The sequence below is a fragment of the Luteimonas sp. R10 genome (assembly GCF_045689605.1).
GTDB lineage: Bacteria > Pseudomonadota > Gammaproteobacteria > Xanthomonadales > Xanthomonadaceae > Luteimonas.
This window is the reverse complement of sequence record NZ_CP141262.1, coordinates 993,763-1,011,114: the sequence shown is the minus strand read 5'-3', so window position 1 is coordinate 1,011,114 and position 17,352 is coordinate 993,763. Positions and strand designations below refer to the sequence as shown.

The following is a 17,352-nucleotide window of genomic DNA, read 5'->3' as shown; positions in this document are numbered from 1 at the left end:
TGCTAGGCTGTCCGTGCCGATGACGCCCGCATCCTCATGCCCCGTCGCCGCTCACCTTACGCGTGTTCCGCTCTGCCCGGAGCGCGGTGCCCGGACGGGCGCAACCGACGCACGCTCGTCGACGCCTGCCGCATGCCGGCGACCTTTGCGATCACCCGAATCCTCGCGCACGGCCACGCCTAGCACCCCGGCCACGGGCCGCGACCACCGCGACGCTCGGCCGCATGCCGCGACGACGGCGCCCGATCCGGGCCCGCCCGCGATCCACACCCAGAAGAGGAGGAGGGACCCATGGATCCCAGCAACCTGTCCCGCCAGCTGGAAAACAGCCTGAGCGGATACCTGCCAACGGTGCTCGGCGCCGTTGCCATCCTGGTCATCGGCCTGCTGGTCGCCCTGCTGGCGCGTGCCGTCATCCGCAAGGGCCTGACCCGGCTCAAGCTCAACGAACGCGTCAACAGCCAGACCGAGTCACAGATGGACCTGGTGAAGATCGCCGCTTCGGTGGGGTTCTGGTTCGTCATGGTGGTCGCCCTGATCGGAGTGTTCAGCGTGCTGCGCTTCGATGGCCTGTACGGCCCGTTCTCCGGCCTGCTCTCCGAGGTCATGCTGTACCTGCCGCGGATCGTGGTCGCCGGCATCCTGGCGCTGGTGGCCTGGCTGCTGGCCACCGTGCTGCGCGCCGGTCTGAACCGGCTGATGGCCTCCGGCCGGTGGGACGAAAAGCTGTCCGACTCGGCCGGGGTCAAGCCGCTGTCCGCGGTACTCGGCAACGTCGTCTACTGGCTGGTGCTGCTGTTGTTCCTGCCGGCGATCGTGGGCGCACTGCAGATCGAGGGCCTGATGGGGCCGCTGAGCAGCATGACCGAGCAGTTCATGGCCGCCTTGCCCAACATTTTCTCGGCAGTGGTCATCGGCGTGGTCGGCTGGCTGATCGCCAAGGTGCTGCGCGGGCTGGTGACCAACCTGCTCTCCGCCGCCGGCGTCGACAGGTTCAGCGATCGCGAACACATCACCGAGGGCGTCAAGCTGTCGCAGCTGGGCGGCACGCTGGTGTTCATCCTGGTCATCGTGCCGACCCTGATCGCCGCGCTCGACGCGCTCGCCATCCGCGCCGTCTCCGATCCGGCCAGCAACATGCTCAACATGTTCCTGGCGGCCGTTCCGAACATCCTGGCCGCGGCGCTGATCCTGATCCTGGCCTGGTTCGTCGGCCGCTTCGTCGCCGGCTTGGTGGCACGCCTGCTGGAGAACCTGGGCTTCGACCGTCTGCCGGCGCGGCTAGGCTTCGGCCATGCCTTCGCGGCCGGCGGCGGTACGCGGCCGACCGGAGCGCCGGTCACCCCCACCGACACCGCCGCCACCGGAGCGCCTGCGCACCTGCCGCCGGCGCAGAAGCCGGCCACCACGCCGTCCGCCTTCGTCGGTCAGGTGGCGCTGTTCTTCATCATGCTGTTCGCCACCGTGGAAGCCGCGCATCGGCTGGGCTTCACCGGCGTGCGCGACCTGATGGAGACCTTCATCGATTTCGGCGCCAACGTGCTGCTGGGCGGCGTGATCCTGGTGGTCGGCTACTGGCTGGCGGACCTAGCGGCCAAGGCGATCCAGCGCGCCAACCCCGAGGGCAAGGCCGGTCTGGCGCGGATCGCGCGGATCGCCATCCTCGGCCTGGTGCTGGCCATGGGCCTGCGCGCGATGGGCATCGCCGACGACATCGTCAACCTGGCGTTCGGCCTGGTGCTCGGTGCCGTCGCGGTAGCCGCCGCACTGGCCTTCGGCCTCGGCGGTCGCGAGGCGGCCGGCGAAGTGACCCGGCGCTGGGCGCAGGACTACCTCGCGCGCCGCGGGGGGAGCGGCCCGGGCGCGTAGGCGGTCCATGTGCGCACCGAGCTCGAAACAGCGGGCCCGCCTTTTCGGCGGGCTCGCTGCCGTTCGGCGACGCGATCCGCGTCAGGCGACCAGCGCGCCAGGCGGCTGCCACGCGGCATCGCGCGCGTGGCGCGCTCCTGCCGAGGAACGGGAGGCCTTCCGAGCCATGGTTGCCAGGACGTGGGCTACTCCGGATCCGGCGGCGGCATCTCGTGGCGCTGGCGCAGGAAGCGCGCGAAGCGCGGCACGCCGTTCGCGGTCAGGCCGTTGTAGCGGTAGGTGACATAGCTGCCGACCGGCGGCGGCGTCGCGCGCTGCGCGTCGCTGAGGCCGCTGCCGAGACGAAAGCGCAATCCGTCCTCCCGTTCCACCACCAGCGCGCCGAGCATGCCGGCGTACTTGCCCTTGCCGACGGTATGGCCGACCACGCGCGCCTCGGCATCCTCGAACGGCTTGAGCTTGAGCAGGGCGTCGCTGCGGCCGGCCCGGTAGCAGGCGTCGCGGTGATGCAGCATCAATCCCTCGCCGCCGCCGGCCACCACCGCCTGCAGATGCGCCTGCAAGGCGCTGGCATCGGCGAACCGGACCTGCACCACCGGCTGCAGCCAGGCGATGTCGCGCTCGCCGAGCAGCGTGCGCATCCGCAGCAGCCGCTGCTCGAAAGGCCCGCCGTGCCCGGGCAGGTCGAACACCATGAAGCGGACCCGGCGCCAGGCGGCGTCGCCGGCCGCCCGCGCGCGGACGATGCCGCTGACTTCCTCGAAGCGCCCGCGCCCGATCCACAACTCGCCGTCCAGCGGTTCACGCGGCCAGCCCGCGACGAACCAGTCCGGCGCCTCGACCCGGTGCCCGCCGCGGGTCCACAACGCGCGCCCGTCCCAGCGCCCGCGCACGCCGTCGAGCTTCTCGCTGACCCAGTAATCGGAAACCTCGATGCCCGCCTCGTACTTCGAGGCCAGCATCAGCCGCGGCGGCGTGGCGCCCGTCGGCGCGGACGGGACTGCCAGCAGGCACGACAGCAATGCGACGAGACACCAACGCAGCGCCATGGCTCCCTCCCTGTGAGCGGCGGCTCCTTCGCGGCCGATGCCTTCGGCCGCCGGCCGATCGCCAGCGTCCCGCATCGGGCGGGGCATCGCTATCGGCCGAAGCATTGGGCAGACGTCGGAAAATTCCTGTTTTGCTGCGCATGTCCGCCGGCACCACAACATTTGCTGCGCGCGCAGGCGGCCGTCCCGGACCTCGTGCGATCGCGGCAAGCGACGAAGGCGGGTTTGCCGCGCTCACCGCCACCGCCCGTTCCGCACTACCCGATCAGAACGGCAGCGACAGCTCCGGATCGATCGACAGCAGCTGCTCGCGGAACATCTGCTGAATGCGCGCGAGGGCCTCTTCGTCGTCGGCGTCGAAGCGCAGCACCAGCACCGGGGTGGTGTTGGAGGCGCGCACCAGGCCCCAGCCGTCGTCCCAGTCGGCGCGCACGCCGTCGATGGTGGACAGGCGCGCGCCCTCCAGGCGGGCGTTGTCCTGGAAGCGCTTGACGAAGGCGTGCGGGTCGCCGCCGGGCGCCTCGACCTTGATCTCCGGCGTCGACACGCCGTTGGGCAGCGTCTTGAATACGGCGTCGGGCGTCTCGTCGCGGCTGGCCAGGATCTCCAGCAGGCGCGCGGCGGCGTAGATGCCGTCGTCGAAGCCGTACCAGCGTTCCTGGAAGAAGAAGTGCCCGCTCATCTCGCCGGCCAGTTCCGCGCCGATCTCGCGCATCTTGGCCTTGATCAGCGAATGCCCGGTCTTCCACATCAACGGGCTGCCGCCGTGGCGCACGATGTGCCCCGGCAGGTGCCCGGTGCACTTGACGTCGTAGACGATCACCGCGCCGGGGTTGCGCTCGAGCACGTCGGCCGCGAACAGCATCAGCAGCCGGTCGGGATAGATGTTCTCGCCCTCGCGGGTCACCACGCCGAGACGGTCGCCGTCGCCGTCGAAGGCGATGCCGAGGTCGGCGTCCAGGCGCTGCACCATGCGCACCAGGTCCTCGAGGTTCTTCGGTTCGCTGGGGTCGGGATGATGGTTGGGGAAGGTGCCGTCGATCTCGCAGTACAGCGGCACCACCTCGGCGCCGATCGCCTCGAGCACGCGCGGGCCGATCTCGCCGGCGACGCCGTTGCCGGCGTCGACCACGACCTTCAGGCGCTGGCCGACCTGCACGTCGCCGGCGATGCGGTCGACGTAGTCCTCGGCGATGTCGCGCTCGGACAGGCCGCCCGGCGCGCCGGCCGTGTGCAGCCTGTCCTCGGCGATGCGCGCGTAAAGGTCGGTGATGGCGTCGCCGGACAGCGTCTCGCCGCCGACCACGATCTTGAAGCCGTTGTAGTCCGGCGGGTTGTGGCTGCCGGTCACCGAGACGCAGCAGCCGGTGCGCAGGTGGAACGCGCCGAAATAGATCACCGGGGTCGGCGCCATGCCGATGTCGATGACGTTGCGGCCGGCCTTGCGCAGGCCCGCCACCAGGCCGGCCACCAGGTCCGGACCGGAGAGGCGGCCGTCGCGGCCGACCACGATGTCGGCCAGGTCCTGCTCGCGCATCAGCGAGCCGATCGCCTGGCCGACCAGTTCGGCCACGCCGGCATCGAGCGTCTGCCCGACCACGCCGCGGATGTCGTAGGCGCGGAAGATGCCGGCATCGATCCGCACCGGCGCCGCCTTCGGTGCATCCTTGACCTCGACGCCGGCCGGGCGGGCGGCCGCTTCCTCCGCTCCCTCGACCATGGCCTGCGACAACGTCGGTGCGTGGTCGACCTCGTCGACCGTCTCGCGTGCCATCCGCGGCAGCACGCGCCAGACGAAGAACGCAAGCAACAACAGCGCCGCCGCGACCGCGAACGCCGGAATACCGCTCAGCCCGAACGGCGCCGCGGCCGCAACCGGCGCCGCCGCCACCACCCGCAACCCGGTGCCCGGCACCGGTGCCGCCATGCGTTCTGCGGAGGCCAGATACGCCTGGTTGCCGCGCTCCACCAGGTTCGCGCCGCCCTGCCGCAGCGCGAGATACATCGCGCCCTCGTCCAGCTGCGCCTGTTCGACCGCCAGGGTCGCACGCGCCGCCGGCAGGCGGACGAACGCGACGCCGACCAGCCGCTCACCGCTGCGCGCCGGCGCCGCCAGCGCGACGCGCACGCCGTCGTCCTCGCGGATCACCCAGCTCACCGGGCGGTCCTGCACCAGCGCGCCTTCCAGCGCCGCGGCGCGGCCGAAGCCGCCCTCGTCCAGGCCACCGTAGACGCTCTGCAGGTCCGGCAGGTAGATCGCCGCCTCCTCGAGGCCGGGCCAGTCCGCGGACAACGCCGCCGCCGCGGCTTCCAGGTCGCCGGCTTCGAGCGCCTGTTGCACCGGTGCCGAGTCGAGCCGCTCGGCGAGCCGGTCCAGTTCGCCGGTCAGCGCCCGCCCTGTGGACGCGACCGCGCCGTCGCGCGCCTGCTGCAGGGCGGCGTGGTCGCGTTCGCCCTGCACCTGCCGCCAGCCGCTCCAGGCCAGCCACAACGCGAGTATCGCCAGCAGCGCCGCCACGATCGGCAGCAACGGACGGAGTTGCGCCAGCAGCTGGCGGGCATTGTTCGATCGCGTTTCGCTCATCATCTGGTCCTGGTCAACGCGTGCCGGTGTGACCGAAGCCTCCCGAACCGCGCGCACTGTCGACGAAAGTATCCACCAATTGCAGCGTGGCCCGCACGATCGGAAGCACGACCAGCTGTGCGATCCGGTCGCCCGGCTCGATCCGGTAGGCCTCGCGTCCGCGATTCCAGGCGCTGATCATCAACGGCCCCTGGTAATCGGCGTCGATCAACCCGGTGCCGTTGCCGAGCACGATCCCGTGCTTGTGGCCCAGCCCGGAACGCGGCAGCACCACCGCGCACAGCGCGGGATCGGCGAGATGGATCGCCAGTCCCGAAGGAATCAATGCCGCCTCGCCCGGCGCCAACGTCAACGGCGCGTCCAGCGCCGCGCGCAGGTCGAGCCCGGCGCTGGCCTCGGTGGCGTAGGCCGGCAGCGGCCAGTCGTCGCCGTAACGCGGGTCGAGCCGTTTGACCTGGAGCGTGTGCTGCATTGCGGATGGTCCCTGGACTGATGTGTTGATCGCGTCGACGCGCGCTGCGCGTGCCGGCGGCGTCACCCATCGGCGCGCGCGGCCTGCATGCGCTCGACGACGAGTTCGAGCAGGGCATCGGCCAGCTGCGTCTTCGGCAACGGGCCGAGCTCGCGCGCGCCGTCCCGCCAGTACACCGACAGCGCGTTGTCGTCGCACTCGAAACCGCTGCCCTCCACGCCGACGCGGTTGGCGGCGATCAGGTCGAGCTTCTTCTTCTCCAGCTTGCCGCGCGCGTAGTGCTCGACGTCGTCGGTTTCGGCCGCGAAGCCGACCACCATCGACGGCCGCCGCGGATCGGCGGCCACCTCGGCGAGGATGTCGGGCGTGCGCACCAGTTCCAGCGTCAGCGTGGCGCCGGTCTTCTTCATCTTGCCCTTGGCGATGCTGCGCGGCGCGTAGTCGGCCACCGCGGCGGCGCCGACGTAGAGGTCCGCCGGCAGCGCCGCCAGCACCGCGGCGCGCATCTGCGCCGCCGAGCGCACGTCGACGCGCCGCACGCCGGCGGGCGCCTGCAGATGCACCGGTCCGGCCACCAGCACCACCTGCGCGCCGCGCGCGGCGGCGGCGGCGGCGAGCGCAAAGCCCATCTTGCCGCTGCTGCGGTTGCCGATGAAGCGCACCGGATCGATATCCTCGTAGGTCGGCCCGGCGCTGACGATGACGCGCTTCCCCTCCAGCATCGCGCTCATCCGGCCAGCTCGGCGACGATGGCATCGGGTTCGCGCAGCCGCCCCGGACCGGATTCGCCCTCGGCCAGCGGGCCGTCGTCGGGGCCGATCACCTGCACGCCGCGGCCGCGCAACGTCTCGATGTTGGCCTGGGTGGCCGGATGCCGCCACATGCGATGGTTCATCGCCGGCGCGATCGCGATCGCCGCCTCGGTCGCCAGGCACAGCGTGGTCACCAGGTCGTCGGCGAAGCCGTGCGCCAGCTTGGCGATGACGTCGGCGGTGGCCGGCGCCACGACCACCCGGTCGGCCCAGGCGGCCAGCTCCAGGTGCCCCATCGCCGCTTCGGCGGCTGGATCCCACAACGAGGTCCGGACCGGCTCGCCGGAGACCGCCTGGAACGTGGCGGTGCCGACGAACTGCTGCGCGTTCGCGGTCATCGCCACGCGCACCTCGGCGCCGGCGTCGCGCAGGCGCCGGACCAGCTCGGCGGCCTTGTACGCGGCGATGCCGCCGCAGACACAGAGCAGCACGCGTTGTCCCCGCAGGTGGGCGGAAGCGGCGGTCATCGACGTCGGAAAAGTCCTACACGGAGCCGGGTCCACAGCTTACCCGATGCCGCGGCGCTCCCCGGCTGCGCCGCCGCGGCCGCCAAGGCGTAATGGAGGCGGACGTTGGCGGCCGGCGCGGCTCCCCGGCTCGGCTTCACGGCGCATCCCCTGTCGTGACGCCATCCGACCGCCAGCGTCCTCGATCACCCGCCAGGAGCTTCCGTCCATGCACATCCGCGACTGGCCCAGCAACGAGCGTCCCCGCGAGAAGCTGCTTGCCCGCGGCGCGGCGGTGCTGTCGGATGCCGAGCTGCTGGCGATCTTTCTCGGTTCCGGGCTGCGCGGGCGCGACGCCGTCGCCACCGCGCGCGACCTGCTGACCGCCCACGGCCCGCTGCGCACGCTGCTCGAACGCGATCCCGCCGGACTGGCGGAACTGCCGGGCCTCGGCCCCGCCCGCGCCTCGCGGCTGGCGGCGGCGCTGGAACTGTGCGGCCGCTACCTGGCGGCCGGCCTGGAGCGCGGCGAGGCGCTGACCGATCCGCAGGCGGCCGGGCGCTATTTCGCCCAGCGCCTGCGCGGGCATCGGCACGAAGTCTTCGCGGCGCTGTTCCTCGACACCCGGCACCGCGCGCTGGCGTTCGAGGAGCTGTTCCACGGCACGGTCGACGGCGCCGAGGTGCATCCACGCGAGGTGGTGCGCCGCGCCCTGGCGCACAACGCCGCGGCGCTGATCGTGGGCCACAACCACCCCAGCGGCTGCAGCGAACCCAGCGCCGCCGATCGCGCGGTGACCGTCCAGCTCAAGCAGGCGCTGGCCCTGGTCGACGTACGCCTGCTCGATCACCTGGTGGTCGGAGACGGTGCGCCGGTATCGCTGGCGGCGCGTGGATGGGTGTAGTGTCGGGTGGACTTGCCCGGGGAGATGGTGACTGTTTCACCGGGGCGAGGGTTGGTTGGCGCGGCTAGTCGCTTACACCGCCCGTGGCGACGGTGATGGTTCTACCCGGCGGACGGGGCTGCCTGGCGCGGCTAGTCGTTTACACCGCCCGTGGCGACGGTGATGGTCTTACCCGACGGACAGGGCTGACTGGCGCGCCCGCGGCGACGGTGATGGTTGCACCCGGCGGACATGGCTGCTTGGCGCGGCGCGGCGTACAATGATCGGCCGTGTTCACCCCCTGCATGCCGTGAAATCCCAGCTCCGCGCCCTGGTCGAACAGGGCATCGACGCCCTGCGCGGCGACGGCACCTTGCCGGCCGCCCTCGAGACCCCGGCCTTCGCGATCGAGCGCCCCAAGGACCGCGGACACGGCGATTTCTCCACCAACGCGGCGATGCTGCTGGCCAAGGCAGCGCGCGCCAATCCGCGCGCGCTGGCGCAGGCGCTGGTCGCCACGCTGCCGGCCGGCGGCATGATCGCCGCGGTCGAGATCGCCGGGCCGGGCTTCATCAACTTCCGGCTCTCGCCGGAGGCCTGGCAGCAGCAGTTGCGCGAGGTGCACGCGCGCGGCGCGGACTTCGGCCGCAACGAGGACGGCCGCGGCCACCGCGCCGGCGTCGAGTACGTGTCGGCCAACCCCACCGGCCCGCTGCACGTCGGCCACGGCCGCGCCGCGGTCATCGGCGACTGCATCGCACGGGTGCTGGCGGCCAACGGCTGGGACGTGGTGCGCGAGTTCTACTACAACGACGCCGGCGCACAGATCGAGAACCTGGCCCGCTCGGTGCAGGCGCGCGCCCGCGGGCTGACGCCGGACGACGCCGGCTGGCCCGAGGACGGCTACCGCGGCGATTACATCCGCGAGGTGGCGCGCGCCTACCTGGACGGCGCCTCGGTCGAAGTCGACGGGCGCACCGAAACCGCCACTGGCGACATCGACGATCTCGACGCCATCCGCCGCTTCGCCGTGGCCTGGCTGCGGCGCGAGCAGAACGGCGACCTGGCCGCGTTCGGGGTGGCGTTCGACGTGTATTTCCTCGAGTCGTCGCTGTACACCGACAGCAAGGTCGACGAGACGGTGCGGCGGCTGGTCGATGCCGGCCACACCTACGAGGACGGCGGCGCGTTGTGGCTGCGCACCACCGACTTCGACGACGACAAGGACCGGGTGATGCGCAAGTCCGACGGCAGCTACACCTATTTCGTGCCGGACATCGCCTATCACCTGTCGAAATGGCAGCGCGGCTACGAGCGCGCGATCACCGAGCTCGGCGCCGACCACCACGGTTCGCTGGCGCGGGTGAAGGCCGGCCTGCAGGCGCTGGACGCCGGCATCCCGGCCTGCTACCCGGAGTACGTGCTGCACCAGATGGTGACGGTGATGCGCGGCGGCGAGGAGGTGAAGATCTCCAAGCGCGCAGGCAGCTACGTCACCCTGCGCGACCTGACCGACGAGGTCGGCCGCGACGCGGTGCGCTGGTTCCTGGTCGCGCGCAAGCCGGACTCGCAGCTGGTGTTCGATATCGACCTGGCGCGTTCGCAATCGCTCGACAACCCGGTCTACTACGTGCAGCTCTCGCATGCGCGTATCTGCGGACTGCTGCGGCAGCTGCACGAGCGCGACCTGCCGTTCGATCTCGACAACGGCCTGGCGCAGCCGCAGGACGTCGACAACCCCGCCACCCGCGAGCTGCTGACGGCGCTGTCGCGCTGGCCGGAGACGGTGCAGGCGGCCGGCCAGCAGCTGGAACCGCACCTGGTCGCCGCACACCTGCTGGAACTGGCGCAAGTGTTCCAGAGCTACTACAACGATCACCAGTTCCTGGTCGACGACGCCGACGTGCGCGATGCGCGCCTGGCGCTGGCGCTGGCCACCCGACAGGTGCTGGCCAACGGCCTCGACCTGCTCGGCGTCGTCGCCCCGGAGAAGATGTGAGCGCCCGCCCCGTTCAGCCCTGCGGAGCGTGTCGCCGCGCGGCGATGGATCGGCATACACTGGCCCACGTCCTTTCGCGCCGCGCATCGACGTCGGGCGCGAATCCCGCAATCGATCCGGACAGGCTCTAGTGGCAGTCAAACGCGGCAAATCACAGGCGCGCCGCAACAGCGGCGGCAATGGCGGCCTTCCCGGCTGGGCATGGATGGTGGTCGGCGTCGTGCTGACCATCGCCGTGGTCCTGGCGGCGCCCAGGCTGCTCAAGTCCGATGGCGAGGACGGCTTCTACCGCCCTCGCCCCAATCCCGACGCGCGGCCGGCGCCGGCCAGCGGCGAAGACGAGGACAGCGCGGCACCGCTGCCCGCCGCGTCCGCGCCGCAGGCCGAGACCGCGACGCCGCAGGAAGTCGGCGGCGATTACGACTTCTACACCCTGCTGCCCGGCCAGGAAGTGCCGATGAGCGATGCCGAACTGGCCGCCAGCGCACGCGCCGAGGCCGAGCGCCGGCAGCGCGCGCAGGCGCAGCGCGAGGACGATGCTGCCGAGCTGGCCGATCCCGCCGCGGCGCCGTCCACGTCCACCGCGGCGACCGTCACGCCCAGCACCGCCCCCGCACCGACCGCGGCGGCGACCGGCACCGACGCCTCGGCGCGTTACCTGCTGCAGGCCGGTGCGTTCAGTGCCTCCGGCGACGCCGAAGCGCTGAAGGCGCGCATCGCACTGCTCGGCCTCAGCGCACGGGTGGAGTCGGCCCGGATCGGCGACAAGACCGTCTACCGCGTGCGCATGGGGCCCTACGGCACCGCCTCCGAACTGGCCGAGGCCAAGCGCAAGCTCGGCGACGGCGGCCTGCCGGCGATGGCGATCAAGGTGCAGTAGCCGCGTTCGATGCGAAGGAGCGCAACCATGATTCGCCGCATCGCCCGACTCCTGCTGACTGCCGGCCTGCTGTCCGGTGCCGGCGCGGCTGCGGCCGACGACGCCCTGAACTGCGACGCGCCCGGCTCCTGGGCCGAACGCACGGTCTGCCGCACGCCCGCGCTGCGGGCGCTCGACGCCCAGCTGCGGCAGCGGCGCGCGGAGGCGCTGCTGCGCAGCGACGACACCGCCGCCTTCACCGCCGAACAACGCGACTGGATCGGCGACAAGCGCGACGCCTGCACCACCGTGCGCTGCCTCGAGACCAGCTATCGCACGCAGATCGACGCGCTCGCCATCCGCATCGCCAGCAGCGAACCCCCGCTGCTGCAGCCCGGCGAGTACCGCCAGGTCACGCGCACCGGACCCGTGCCCGGCGCCCCGGTGCTGCAGGTCGAACGCCGCGGCCAGCGCCGCTATCTGCTGCGGGTGCTCGACGGATCCGGCGCGCCGGACAGCGCGATCGAAGGCGAGTTCATCGAGCAGGTCGGCGCCGCGGACTTCGGCGCCGGCGACTGCCGCCTGCGCATGAGTTTCGCGCCCGACCTGATGGCCGTATCCGCGGCCAGCGGCTGCGGCGGCGGGCTCGACGGCACCTACCGGCGCATGCCACCCGAACCGTGATCGAGGTCCGGCGCGGTCGCGGCGGCTGAGAGGCGGCCGCCGCAGAGTGTGGCACCCGGGGAGACGCCCACCATGCCGATCGAAGCCATCCTGATCAAACCCGTCGTCGACGCCCTGTTGGCGCTGTTCCGCCAGGCCGACGACATCACCCTCAAGCGCAACGCCGAGGCCGCCATCCGCGAGGCCATCCGCGAACTGCTGCAGGCCAACCCCAACGAGAGCCGCACCGAGGCGCGCATCGGCATCGCCAAGGCCGCCGGCATCCTCAGCGAGGACGTGGTGCTGGCCGAGGCGATGCTCGACAAGCACCGCGCCACCCGGGCCAGGACGCGCGGTAAGGCCGCGACCGGCCGCAGGCGCAAGCCGGCGGAAGCGGCCGCGCCGCCAGGCGTAGCGGATCCGAAGAAGAAGGCGCCGGCCCGGCGCAAGGCCGGCCCTGCCCCCGGCCGTGGACGATCGCACCCCACCCCGCCGTAGAGCGGAGCTTGCTCCGCTGCTTCTCTGGCTCCGGCGACTGCGCAGCCGAGCAAGCTCGGCTCTACGCGGGGCCGGGAAACGCTCGCTCCGCTCTACAATCCCTGCATGGACAAGACCGTACTGATCACCGGCGCGACTTCCGGATTCGGCCGCGCCAGCGTCGAACGCTTCGTGCGCGGGGGCTGGCGTGTCGTCGCCTGCGGCCGCCGCGCCGAGCGCCTGCAGGCCTTGGCCGAAGCGCATGGCGATGCGATCCGTGTCGCGGCCTTCGACGTTCGCGATCAGAACGCGATGCGGCGCGCGCTGGACGCGCTCCCGGCCGACTTCCGCGACATCGACGTGCTGGTCAACAACGCCGGCCTCGCCCTCGGCACCGCGCCGGCACAGCAGGCCGACCTGGCGCAATGGCGGCAGATGATCGACACCAACGTCACCGCGCTGGTCACCCTGACCCACGCGCTGCTGCCGACGCTGATCGCGCGCCGCGGCGCGGTCCTCAACATCAGCTCGATCGCCGGCAGCTATCCCTACCCCGGCGGCAACGCCTACGGCGGTACCAAGGCCTTCGTCACCCAGTTCTCGCTCGGCCTGCGCTCGGACCTGCACGGCACCGGCGTGCGCGTGACCTCGATCGAACCGGGCCTGGCGGAGACCGAGTTCACCCTGGTGCGCACCGGCGGCAACCGCACCGCGTCCGACGCTCTCTACGCCGGCACGCAGCCGATCACTGCGGAGGACATCGCCGAGACCCTGTGGTGGGTCGCCAACCTGCCGCCGCACCTGAACATCAACCGGCTGGAAGTGATGCCGGTCAGCCAGTCGTTCGCCGGCTTCCAGATCCACCGCGACACCTGACCCCGGCGCGCGCGCCATGCGCGCCCGCACCGCAACCGTAGCGGCGGCGCGACGCACTCTTGTGGGAGCGACGGCAGTCGCGACGCCGGGCATGTCCGGATTGCAGCCACCTGCAAGGCCGGAGACCGAGGCGTCGCGACTGCCGTCGCTCCCACAGGGCCCAGCCGCACCGGAACGATCTGGACCCGCGGTCGATCGACCCGGTTCCCGTGCTCGGCCGGGCCCGGGCTGCGGTCCGCTTCGCCGACGCCGGCTACACGGCCGGCGTATCGGCCAGGTAGGTGTAGCCGGTCAGGCCGGCCTCGAGCGCCGCGCGCAGGCGCGCCGCCTCGTCGGCCGGCAACGCCGCCGCCGCGATCTTGTCGTCGTAGGCGGCGCGCAGGTCGTCGACGCGGTAGCCGACGTAGTCCAGCATCACGTCGGTGGTGTCGCCGCGACGCTGCTGCTGGATGGCGAAGCCGTTGCCGTCGCTGCGCACCTCGATCGCGTCGGTGTCGCCGAACAGGTTGTGGATGTCGCCGAGGATCTCCTGGTAGGCGCCGACCAGGAAGAAGCCGAGCCGGTAGGACTCGCCGGCCCGGAGCGCGTGCAGCGGCAGCGAGCTGTCCAGGTCCTCGTTCTCGACGTAGGTGCCGATCTTGCCGTCGGAGTCGCAGGTGAGGTCGGCGATCACGCCGCGGCGCGTCGGCGCCTCGTCGAGCCGGTCGATCGGCAGGATCGGGAACACCTGGTCGATCGCCCACACATCCGGCATCGATTCGAACACGCTGAAGTTGACGAAGTACTTGTCGACCAGGCGCTCGTTGAGCTCGTCCAGCAGCGGCCGGTGGCTCTTCTCGTCGTAGGTCAGGCGCGCCCTCACCGCGTGCGCGATGGCGTAGAACAGGTCGTCGATACGTGCCCGGTGGACCAGGTCGATCTGTCCCAGCGCGTACAGCGCCAGGCCTTCGGCATGATGGTGCTGCGCCTCGTGGAACAGCTCCACCGCCGGACGCGTGGCGAGCTCGTCGTGGATCTCGCGCAGGTGCCGGATCACCGCCGGCTCGTCGTCGTGCACGTCCGGCACCCGGCCTTCGGGCGCGGTTTCGACTTCCGAGACGTTGGCCACCAGCACCGCATGGTGGGCGGTCATCGCACGGCCGCATTCGCTGACGATGCGCGGCGGCGCCAGGCCGTGCTCGGCGCAGGCGTCGGCCAGCGGCTGCACGATGCTGCCGGCGTACTGGCGCACGCCGTAGTTGACCGAGTTGTAGCTGCGCGAACGCGTGCCCTCGTAGTCGATGCCCAGGCCGCCGCCGACATCGACGTGGCCGATCCGCGCGCCCAGTTTCGACAGCTCGACGAAGTAGCGGGTGGCCTCGCGCATGCCATTGGCGATGTCGCGCACGTTGGAGATCTGCGAGCCCATGTGGAAATGCAGCATCTGCAATGCAGCGGCCATGCCGGAGTCGCGCAGCGACTTCCATAGGTCCAGCAGCTGCCGCGGCGAGAGGCCGAACTTGGCCTTGTCGCCGCCGCTGTTCTGCCACTTGCCGGCGCCGAGCGAGGCCAGCCGCATGCGCACGCCGAGCACGGGCTCCACCCCCAGCGCCGTCGCCTCCTCCATCACCAGCGGCAGTTCGGAGGGCTTTTCGATCACGATGAAGGTCTGCAGGCCGAGCTTGCGGCCGATCAGCGCCAGGCGGATGTACTCGCGGTCCTTGTAGCCGTTGCAGACGATCAGCCCGCCGGGGCGACTGAGCGCCATCACCGCCATCAGTTCCGGCTTGCTGCCGGCCTCCAGGCCGAAACCGTCGCCGGCATGCGCGGCCAGCGTGCCGGCCACGCCGCGGTGCTGGTTGACCTTGATCGGATAGACCGCGGTGTAGCCGCCGGCGTAGTCCCAGTCGGCCTGCGCCTGCGCGAACGCCGCCTGCAGCGTGCGCAGGCGATCGCCGAGGATCTCGGGAAACCGCACCAGCAGCGGCAGCTGCGCCCCCGCGGCGAGCGCCGCGTCGACCACCTCGGGCAGGGCCAGGCTCGGGCCCTCCGCGCCGGCCGGGGCCACCACGACGCGCCCGGCGGCATCGACGTCGAAATAGCCTTCGGCCCAGTGCGGGATCGAATAGGTCTTGCGGGCGCGGTCGGGCGACCAGGCGGTCATGGCGTGCATCCGGGTGGCGCGGGAGGGCGATCATTCTAGCGTCGCCGCGGCCCGCCCCGTGACGCGCAGCCGGAACGAGGCGGAAGGCGCCGGATTCCCGGCTTTCGTGCATTGCTGTCCGGAATCAATCCACTGGCGTGAATCAGCCGCCCCGTTTCGGCCGTTGCCGCGTACCCTCCCCCTCTCCCTAAAGAGAGAGGGCGTTTCCCTTCTTGCTTCGGGAGAAGGTTCGCGCCTGGAATCGTCCGTCTCGCTACCTCACACCTGGCGCCTGCGATACACCGGGTCCGGGCAGATCCGCCTGACGTGTCTTGCCAACGCGCGCCGGTCGCTGCCGGTGAACACGGTGACGCTGCCCGGCAGCTCGAGCGCATCGACCAGCCGCTTCAGCCCGGCGGCCTCGCCGGCGATCGAGCCCCGCCAGTCCAGCAGCAGCACGTGGTGCGGCGGCGCCTCGGCCATCGCCATGCGCTTGCGCACCAACCAAGCACGCGCGATGCGGGACTCGCCCGCGAGCGTTTCGCGCAGCGAGCGCAGCGCGGCGGCATCGAGCGCGTGCGCCAGCAGGTCGTCCTCCTCGCTTGCGGCGTCGCGCGCATCCAGCGCCTGGCCGTGCGGCGCCAGCTCCCGGTGCAGGCGGCCCGCGGCATCGGCGCCGGCCGCGTCCAGGTCCGGGTCGCGGCCGAGCGCCTCCAGTTCCGCCAGCAACGGCCGGACCGCACCGGGATCGAGCGCCACCGCCCGCCGCAGCCGCGCGGCGCCGAGATCGGCCCGACCGCCGCGCAGCGCCAGCAGCCCGGCGCGGTAATGGGCCAGGGCGCTGTCGGGCAGGTCCGCGAGCGCGCGCTCGTACAGCGGCGCGGGGTCGAGATCCACGCGCAGCGCTTCCACCAGCCGCGCGTGCTCGAGCCGTTGTTCGGCCGACGGCGCCTCCAGCCCCTCGACCACAGCCAGCCGGGCGCGGTCCGCCGCCGCCGCCGCATGGCGCTCGCGCCACTGCGGCCGGACGCGGTCGCGCCAGTGCTCGTCCAGGCCGCGCTCGATCTCGGCCAGCAGCGCCGGCCCCAGCAGGTCGGCGCCGGCCGAGGCGCCGCGGGGGCGCAATCGCGCGTTCGCGCCCATCGCGGCGATGCGCTGCGGCAGGCCGGGATGGGTATCGTCCGGGTCCACGTCGCGGTCCGCGATCTCCAGCAGGCGCCCGATGTCGACGTGGGCGGCGTCCTGCAGCGCACGGGCGAGCTGCGCGTGGATCCGCGCCGGCGGATGGTCCTGGGCGCGGGCGCGATCGAGGATCCGCGGCCAGAACCGGCCGTGCAGGCGCCGCGCGCCCAGTTCCAGCCGGATCAACGCGCTCGCCGCCGCCTCGCCGCCGACGCTCGCCGCCGCCGCCGCGTCCGCCTGGTACTCGTTGCGGCGCGCGAGCACGAAGCTGTAGGCATTGAAGTACGGGACGTACCAGGCGTAGAACTTCAGCAGCAGGCGGCTGAACAGGAAACCGCTGTTCGCCAGCCCGTCCAGCACCCGGTGCCAGCTCAGGCGCACCCGATGGATCCAGCCGGTGAAGCGGCCGTGGCCGGCGCCGAAATGGCCGAACTCGTGGGCGATCACCGCGGCCAGTTCCTCGCAGTCGAGCAACTGCATCAGCGGCAGGCCCAGCATCAGGTAGTGGCGATGGCCGAGCAGGCCCAGCGCCCGCGGCAGGTTGGCGGCGGCGGCGTTGAGTTCGCCGTCGATCACGATCCCGTGCAACGGCGGCGCGCCGACGGCGCGGCGCAGGCGCTCGACCTCCGCCTGCAGCGCCGGCGCCTCGTCGGCCGCCAGCACGTAGCCTTCCGGCACGCCGAAACGGATCCACAGCGCCCGCAGCAGCACCCCGCCGAACAGCAGCGGCAGCAGGACCGCGTACGCCAGCTCGGGGCCGGGGCGCGCGCCGTTGACCAGCACGTGACCCAGCATCAGCAGCGGCAGCCCCAGCGAGACCGCGAGCAGCCCCAGCAGCAGCGCGTAGCCCAGGCCCGCCAGCAGCGCCAGCTTCAGCAGATAGCGGCGCGGCGCGCGCCGCGCTTCCGATTCCAGCCGCCGTGCCAGTGCGCGATGCGCCCGCGTCGATGCCATGTGCCGCCCCCGCCTGCCGCCCCGGCCACATGGTAGGGCACTCGCGCGGCCGGCCGTTCGCTACAATTCGCGGCCCTGCCGCCCGCGCCCGACGCGGTCGGCCTT

Annotated in this window: 12 protein-coding genes and 1 pseudogene; 7 read left to right on the top strand and 6 right to left on the bottom strand. The window is 72.1% G+C overall.

The window, feature by feature from the left end:
• Nucleotides 1-291: 291 nt before the first annotated feature.
• Nucleotides 292-1,869: a mechanosensitive ion channel gene (locus U3649_RS04420; RefSeq protein WP_407353674.1), complete on the top strand. Its 1,578-nt coding sequence runs from the start codon at nt 292-294 to the stop codon at nt 1,867-1,869.
• 185 nt (nt 1,870-2,054) lie between these two features.
• On the opposite strand, the gene U3649_RS04415 is transcribed toward U3649_RS04420, so the two are convergent.
• From U3649_RS04415 to coaBC, 4 genes and pseudogenes are all read right to left on the bottom strand, one after another.
• Nucleotides 2,055-2,918 (bottom strand): DNA ligase, encoded by an 864-nt coding sequence (locus U3649_RS04415; RefSeq protein ID WP_407353673.1) that lies wholly within the window; start codon nt 2,916-2,918, stop codon nt 2,055-2,057.
• 265 nt (nt 2,919-3,183) lie between these two features.
• A complete protein-coding gene (locus tag U3649_RS04410; RefSeq protein ID WP_407353672.1) occupies nt 3,184-5,502 on the bottom strand; it encodes a phosphomannomutase/phosphoglucomutase in 2,319 nt (772 codons plus the stop codon).
• A gap of 13 nt (nt 5,503-5,515) precedes the next feature.
• Nucleotides 5,516-5,974: a dUTP diphosphatase gene (dut, locus tag U3649_RS04405; RefSeq protein WP_407353671.1), complete on the bottom strand. Its 459-nt coding sequence runs from the start codon at nt 5,972-5,974 to the stop codon at nt 5,516-5,518.
• A gap of 62 nt (nt 5,975-6,036) precedes the next feature.
• Nucleotides 6,037-7,253, bottom strand: a pseudogene (gene coaBC, locus U3649_RS04400) (bifunctional phosphopantothenoylcysteine decarboxylase/phosphopantothenate--cysteine ligase CoaBC).
• A gap of 208 nt (nt 7,254-7,461) precedes the next feature.
• Here coaBC and radC point away from each other — a divergent pair.
• The 6 genes from radC (at nt 7,462) to U3649_RS04370 (ending at nt 12,989) form a co-directional block, all read left to right on the top strand.
• Nucleotides 7,462-8,136, top strand: a complete 675-nt coding sequence (gene radC / locus U3649_RS04395) for a DNA repair protein RadC (RefSeq protein WP_407353670.1) — start codon at nt 7,462-7,464, stop codon at nt 8,134-8,136.
• Nucleotides 8,137-8,425: 289 nt separating this feature from the next.
• Nucleotides 8,426-10,114: an arginine--tRNA ligase gene (gene argS / locus U3649_RS04390; RefSeq protein WP_407353669.1), complete on the top strand. Its 1,689-nt coding sequence runs from the start codon at nt 8,426-8,428 to the stop codon at nt 10,112-10,114.
• Between the two features lie 130 nt (nt 10,115-10,244).
• Nucleotides 10,245-10,994: an SPOR domain-containing protein gene (locus tag U3649_RS04385; protein WP_407353668.1), complete on the top strand. Its 750-nt coding sequence runs from the start codon at nt 10,245-10,247 to the stop codon at nt 10,992-10,994.
• A 27-nt stretch (nt 10,995-11,021) separates the two neighbouring features.
• Nucleotides 11,022-11,657 carry a hypothetical protein gene (locus U3649_RS04380; RefSeq protein ID WP_407353667.1) on the top strand — a complete coding sequence of 212 codons (636 nt, stop codon included), beginning with the start codon at nt 11,022-11,024 and terminating at the stop codon, nt 11,655-11,657.
• 72 nt (nt 11,658-11,729) lie between these two features.
• On the top strand, nt 11,730-12,134 hold the full coding sequence (locus U3649_RS04375) for a hypothetical protein (protein WP_407353666.1): 405 nt from the start codon (nt 11,730-11,732) through the stop codon (nt 12,132-12,134).
• A gap of 105 nt (nt 12,135-12,239) precedes the next feature.
• The gene (locus U3649_RS04370) at nt 12,240-12,989 is read left to right on the top strand and encodes an SDR family NAD(P)-dependent oxidoreductase (RefSeq protein ID WP_407353665.1); all 750 of its coding nucleotides are present in this window, start codon (nt 12,240-12,242) and stop codon (nt 12,987-12,989) included.
• A gap of 253 nt (nt 12,990-13,242) precedes the next feature.
• On the opposite strand, the gene speA is transcribed toward U3649_RS04370, so the two are convergent.
• Both speA and U3649_RS04360 read right to left on the bottom strand, forming a co-directional pair.
• A complete protein-coding gene (gene speA / locus U3649_RS04365; RefSeq protein WP_407353664.1) occupies nt 13,243-15,132 on the bottom strand; it encodes an arginine decarboxylase in 1,890 nt (629 codons plus the stop codon).
• A gap of 258 nt (nt 15,133-15,390) precedes the next feature.
• A complete protein-coding gene (locus U3649_RS04360; RefSeq protein WP_407353663.1) occupies nt 15,391-17,247 on the bottom strand; it encodes a M48 family metalloprotease in 1,857 nt (618 codons plus the stop codon).
• Nucleotides 17,248-17,352 lie beyond the last annotated feature (105 nt).

Coding starts and splice junctions, on each gene's coding strand:
- speA (WP_407353664.1), bottom strand. CDS start 15,132: ATGACCGCCTGGTCGCCCGACCGCGCCCGCAAGACCTATTCGATCCCG.
- radC (WP_407353670.1), top strand. CDS start 7,462: ATGCACATCCGCGACTGGCCCAGCAACGAGCGTCCCCGCGAGAAGCTG.
- U3649_RS04380 (WP_407353667.1), top strand. CDS start 11,022: ATGATTCGCCGCATCGCCCGACTCCTGCTGACTGCCGGCCTGCTGTCC.
- U3649_RS04410 (WP_407353672.1), bottom strand. CDS start 5,502: ATGAGCGAAACGCGATCGAACAATGCCCGCCAGCTGCTGGCGCAACTC.
- U3649_RS04375 (WP_407353666.1), top strand. CDS start 11,730: ATGCCGATCGAAGCCATCCTGATCAAACCCGTCGTCGACGCCCTGTTG.
- U3649_RS04370 (WP_407353665.1), top strand. CDS start 12,240: ATGGACAAGACCGTACTGATCACCGGCGCGACTTCCGGATTCGGCCGC.
- dut (WP_407353671.1), bottom strand. CDS start 5,974: ATGCAGCACACGCTCCAGGTCAAACGGCTCGACCCGCGTTACGGCGAC.
- U3649_RS04360 (WP_407353663.1), bottom strand. CDS start 17,247: ATGGCATCGACGCGGGCGCATCGCGCACTGGCACGGCGGCTGGAATCG.
- U3649_RS04415 (WP_407353673.1), bottom strand. CDS start 2,918: ATGGCGCTGCGTTGGTGTCTCGTCGCATTGCTGTCGTGCCTGCTGGCA.
- U3649_RS04420 (WP_407353674.1), top strand. CDS start 292: ATGGATCCCAGCAACCTGTCCCGCCAGCTGGAAAACAGCCTGAGCGGA.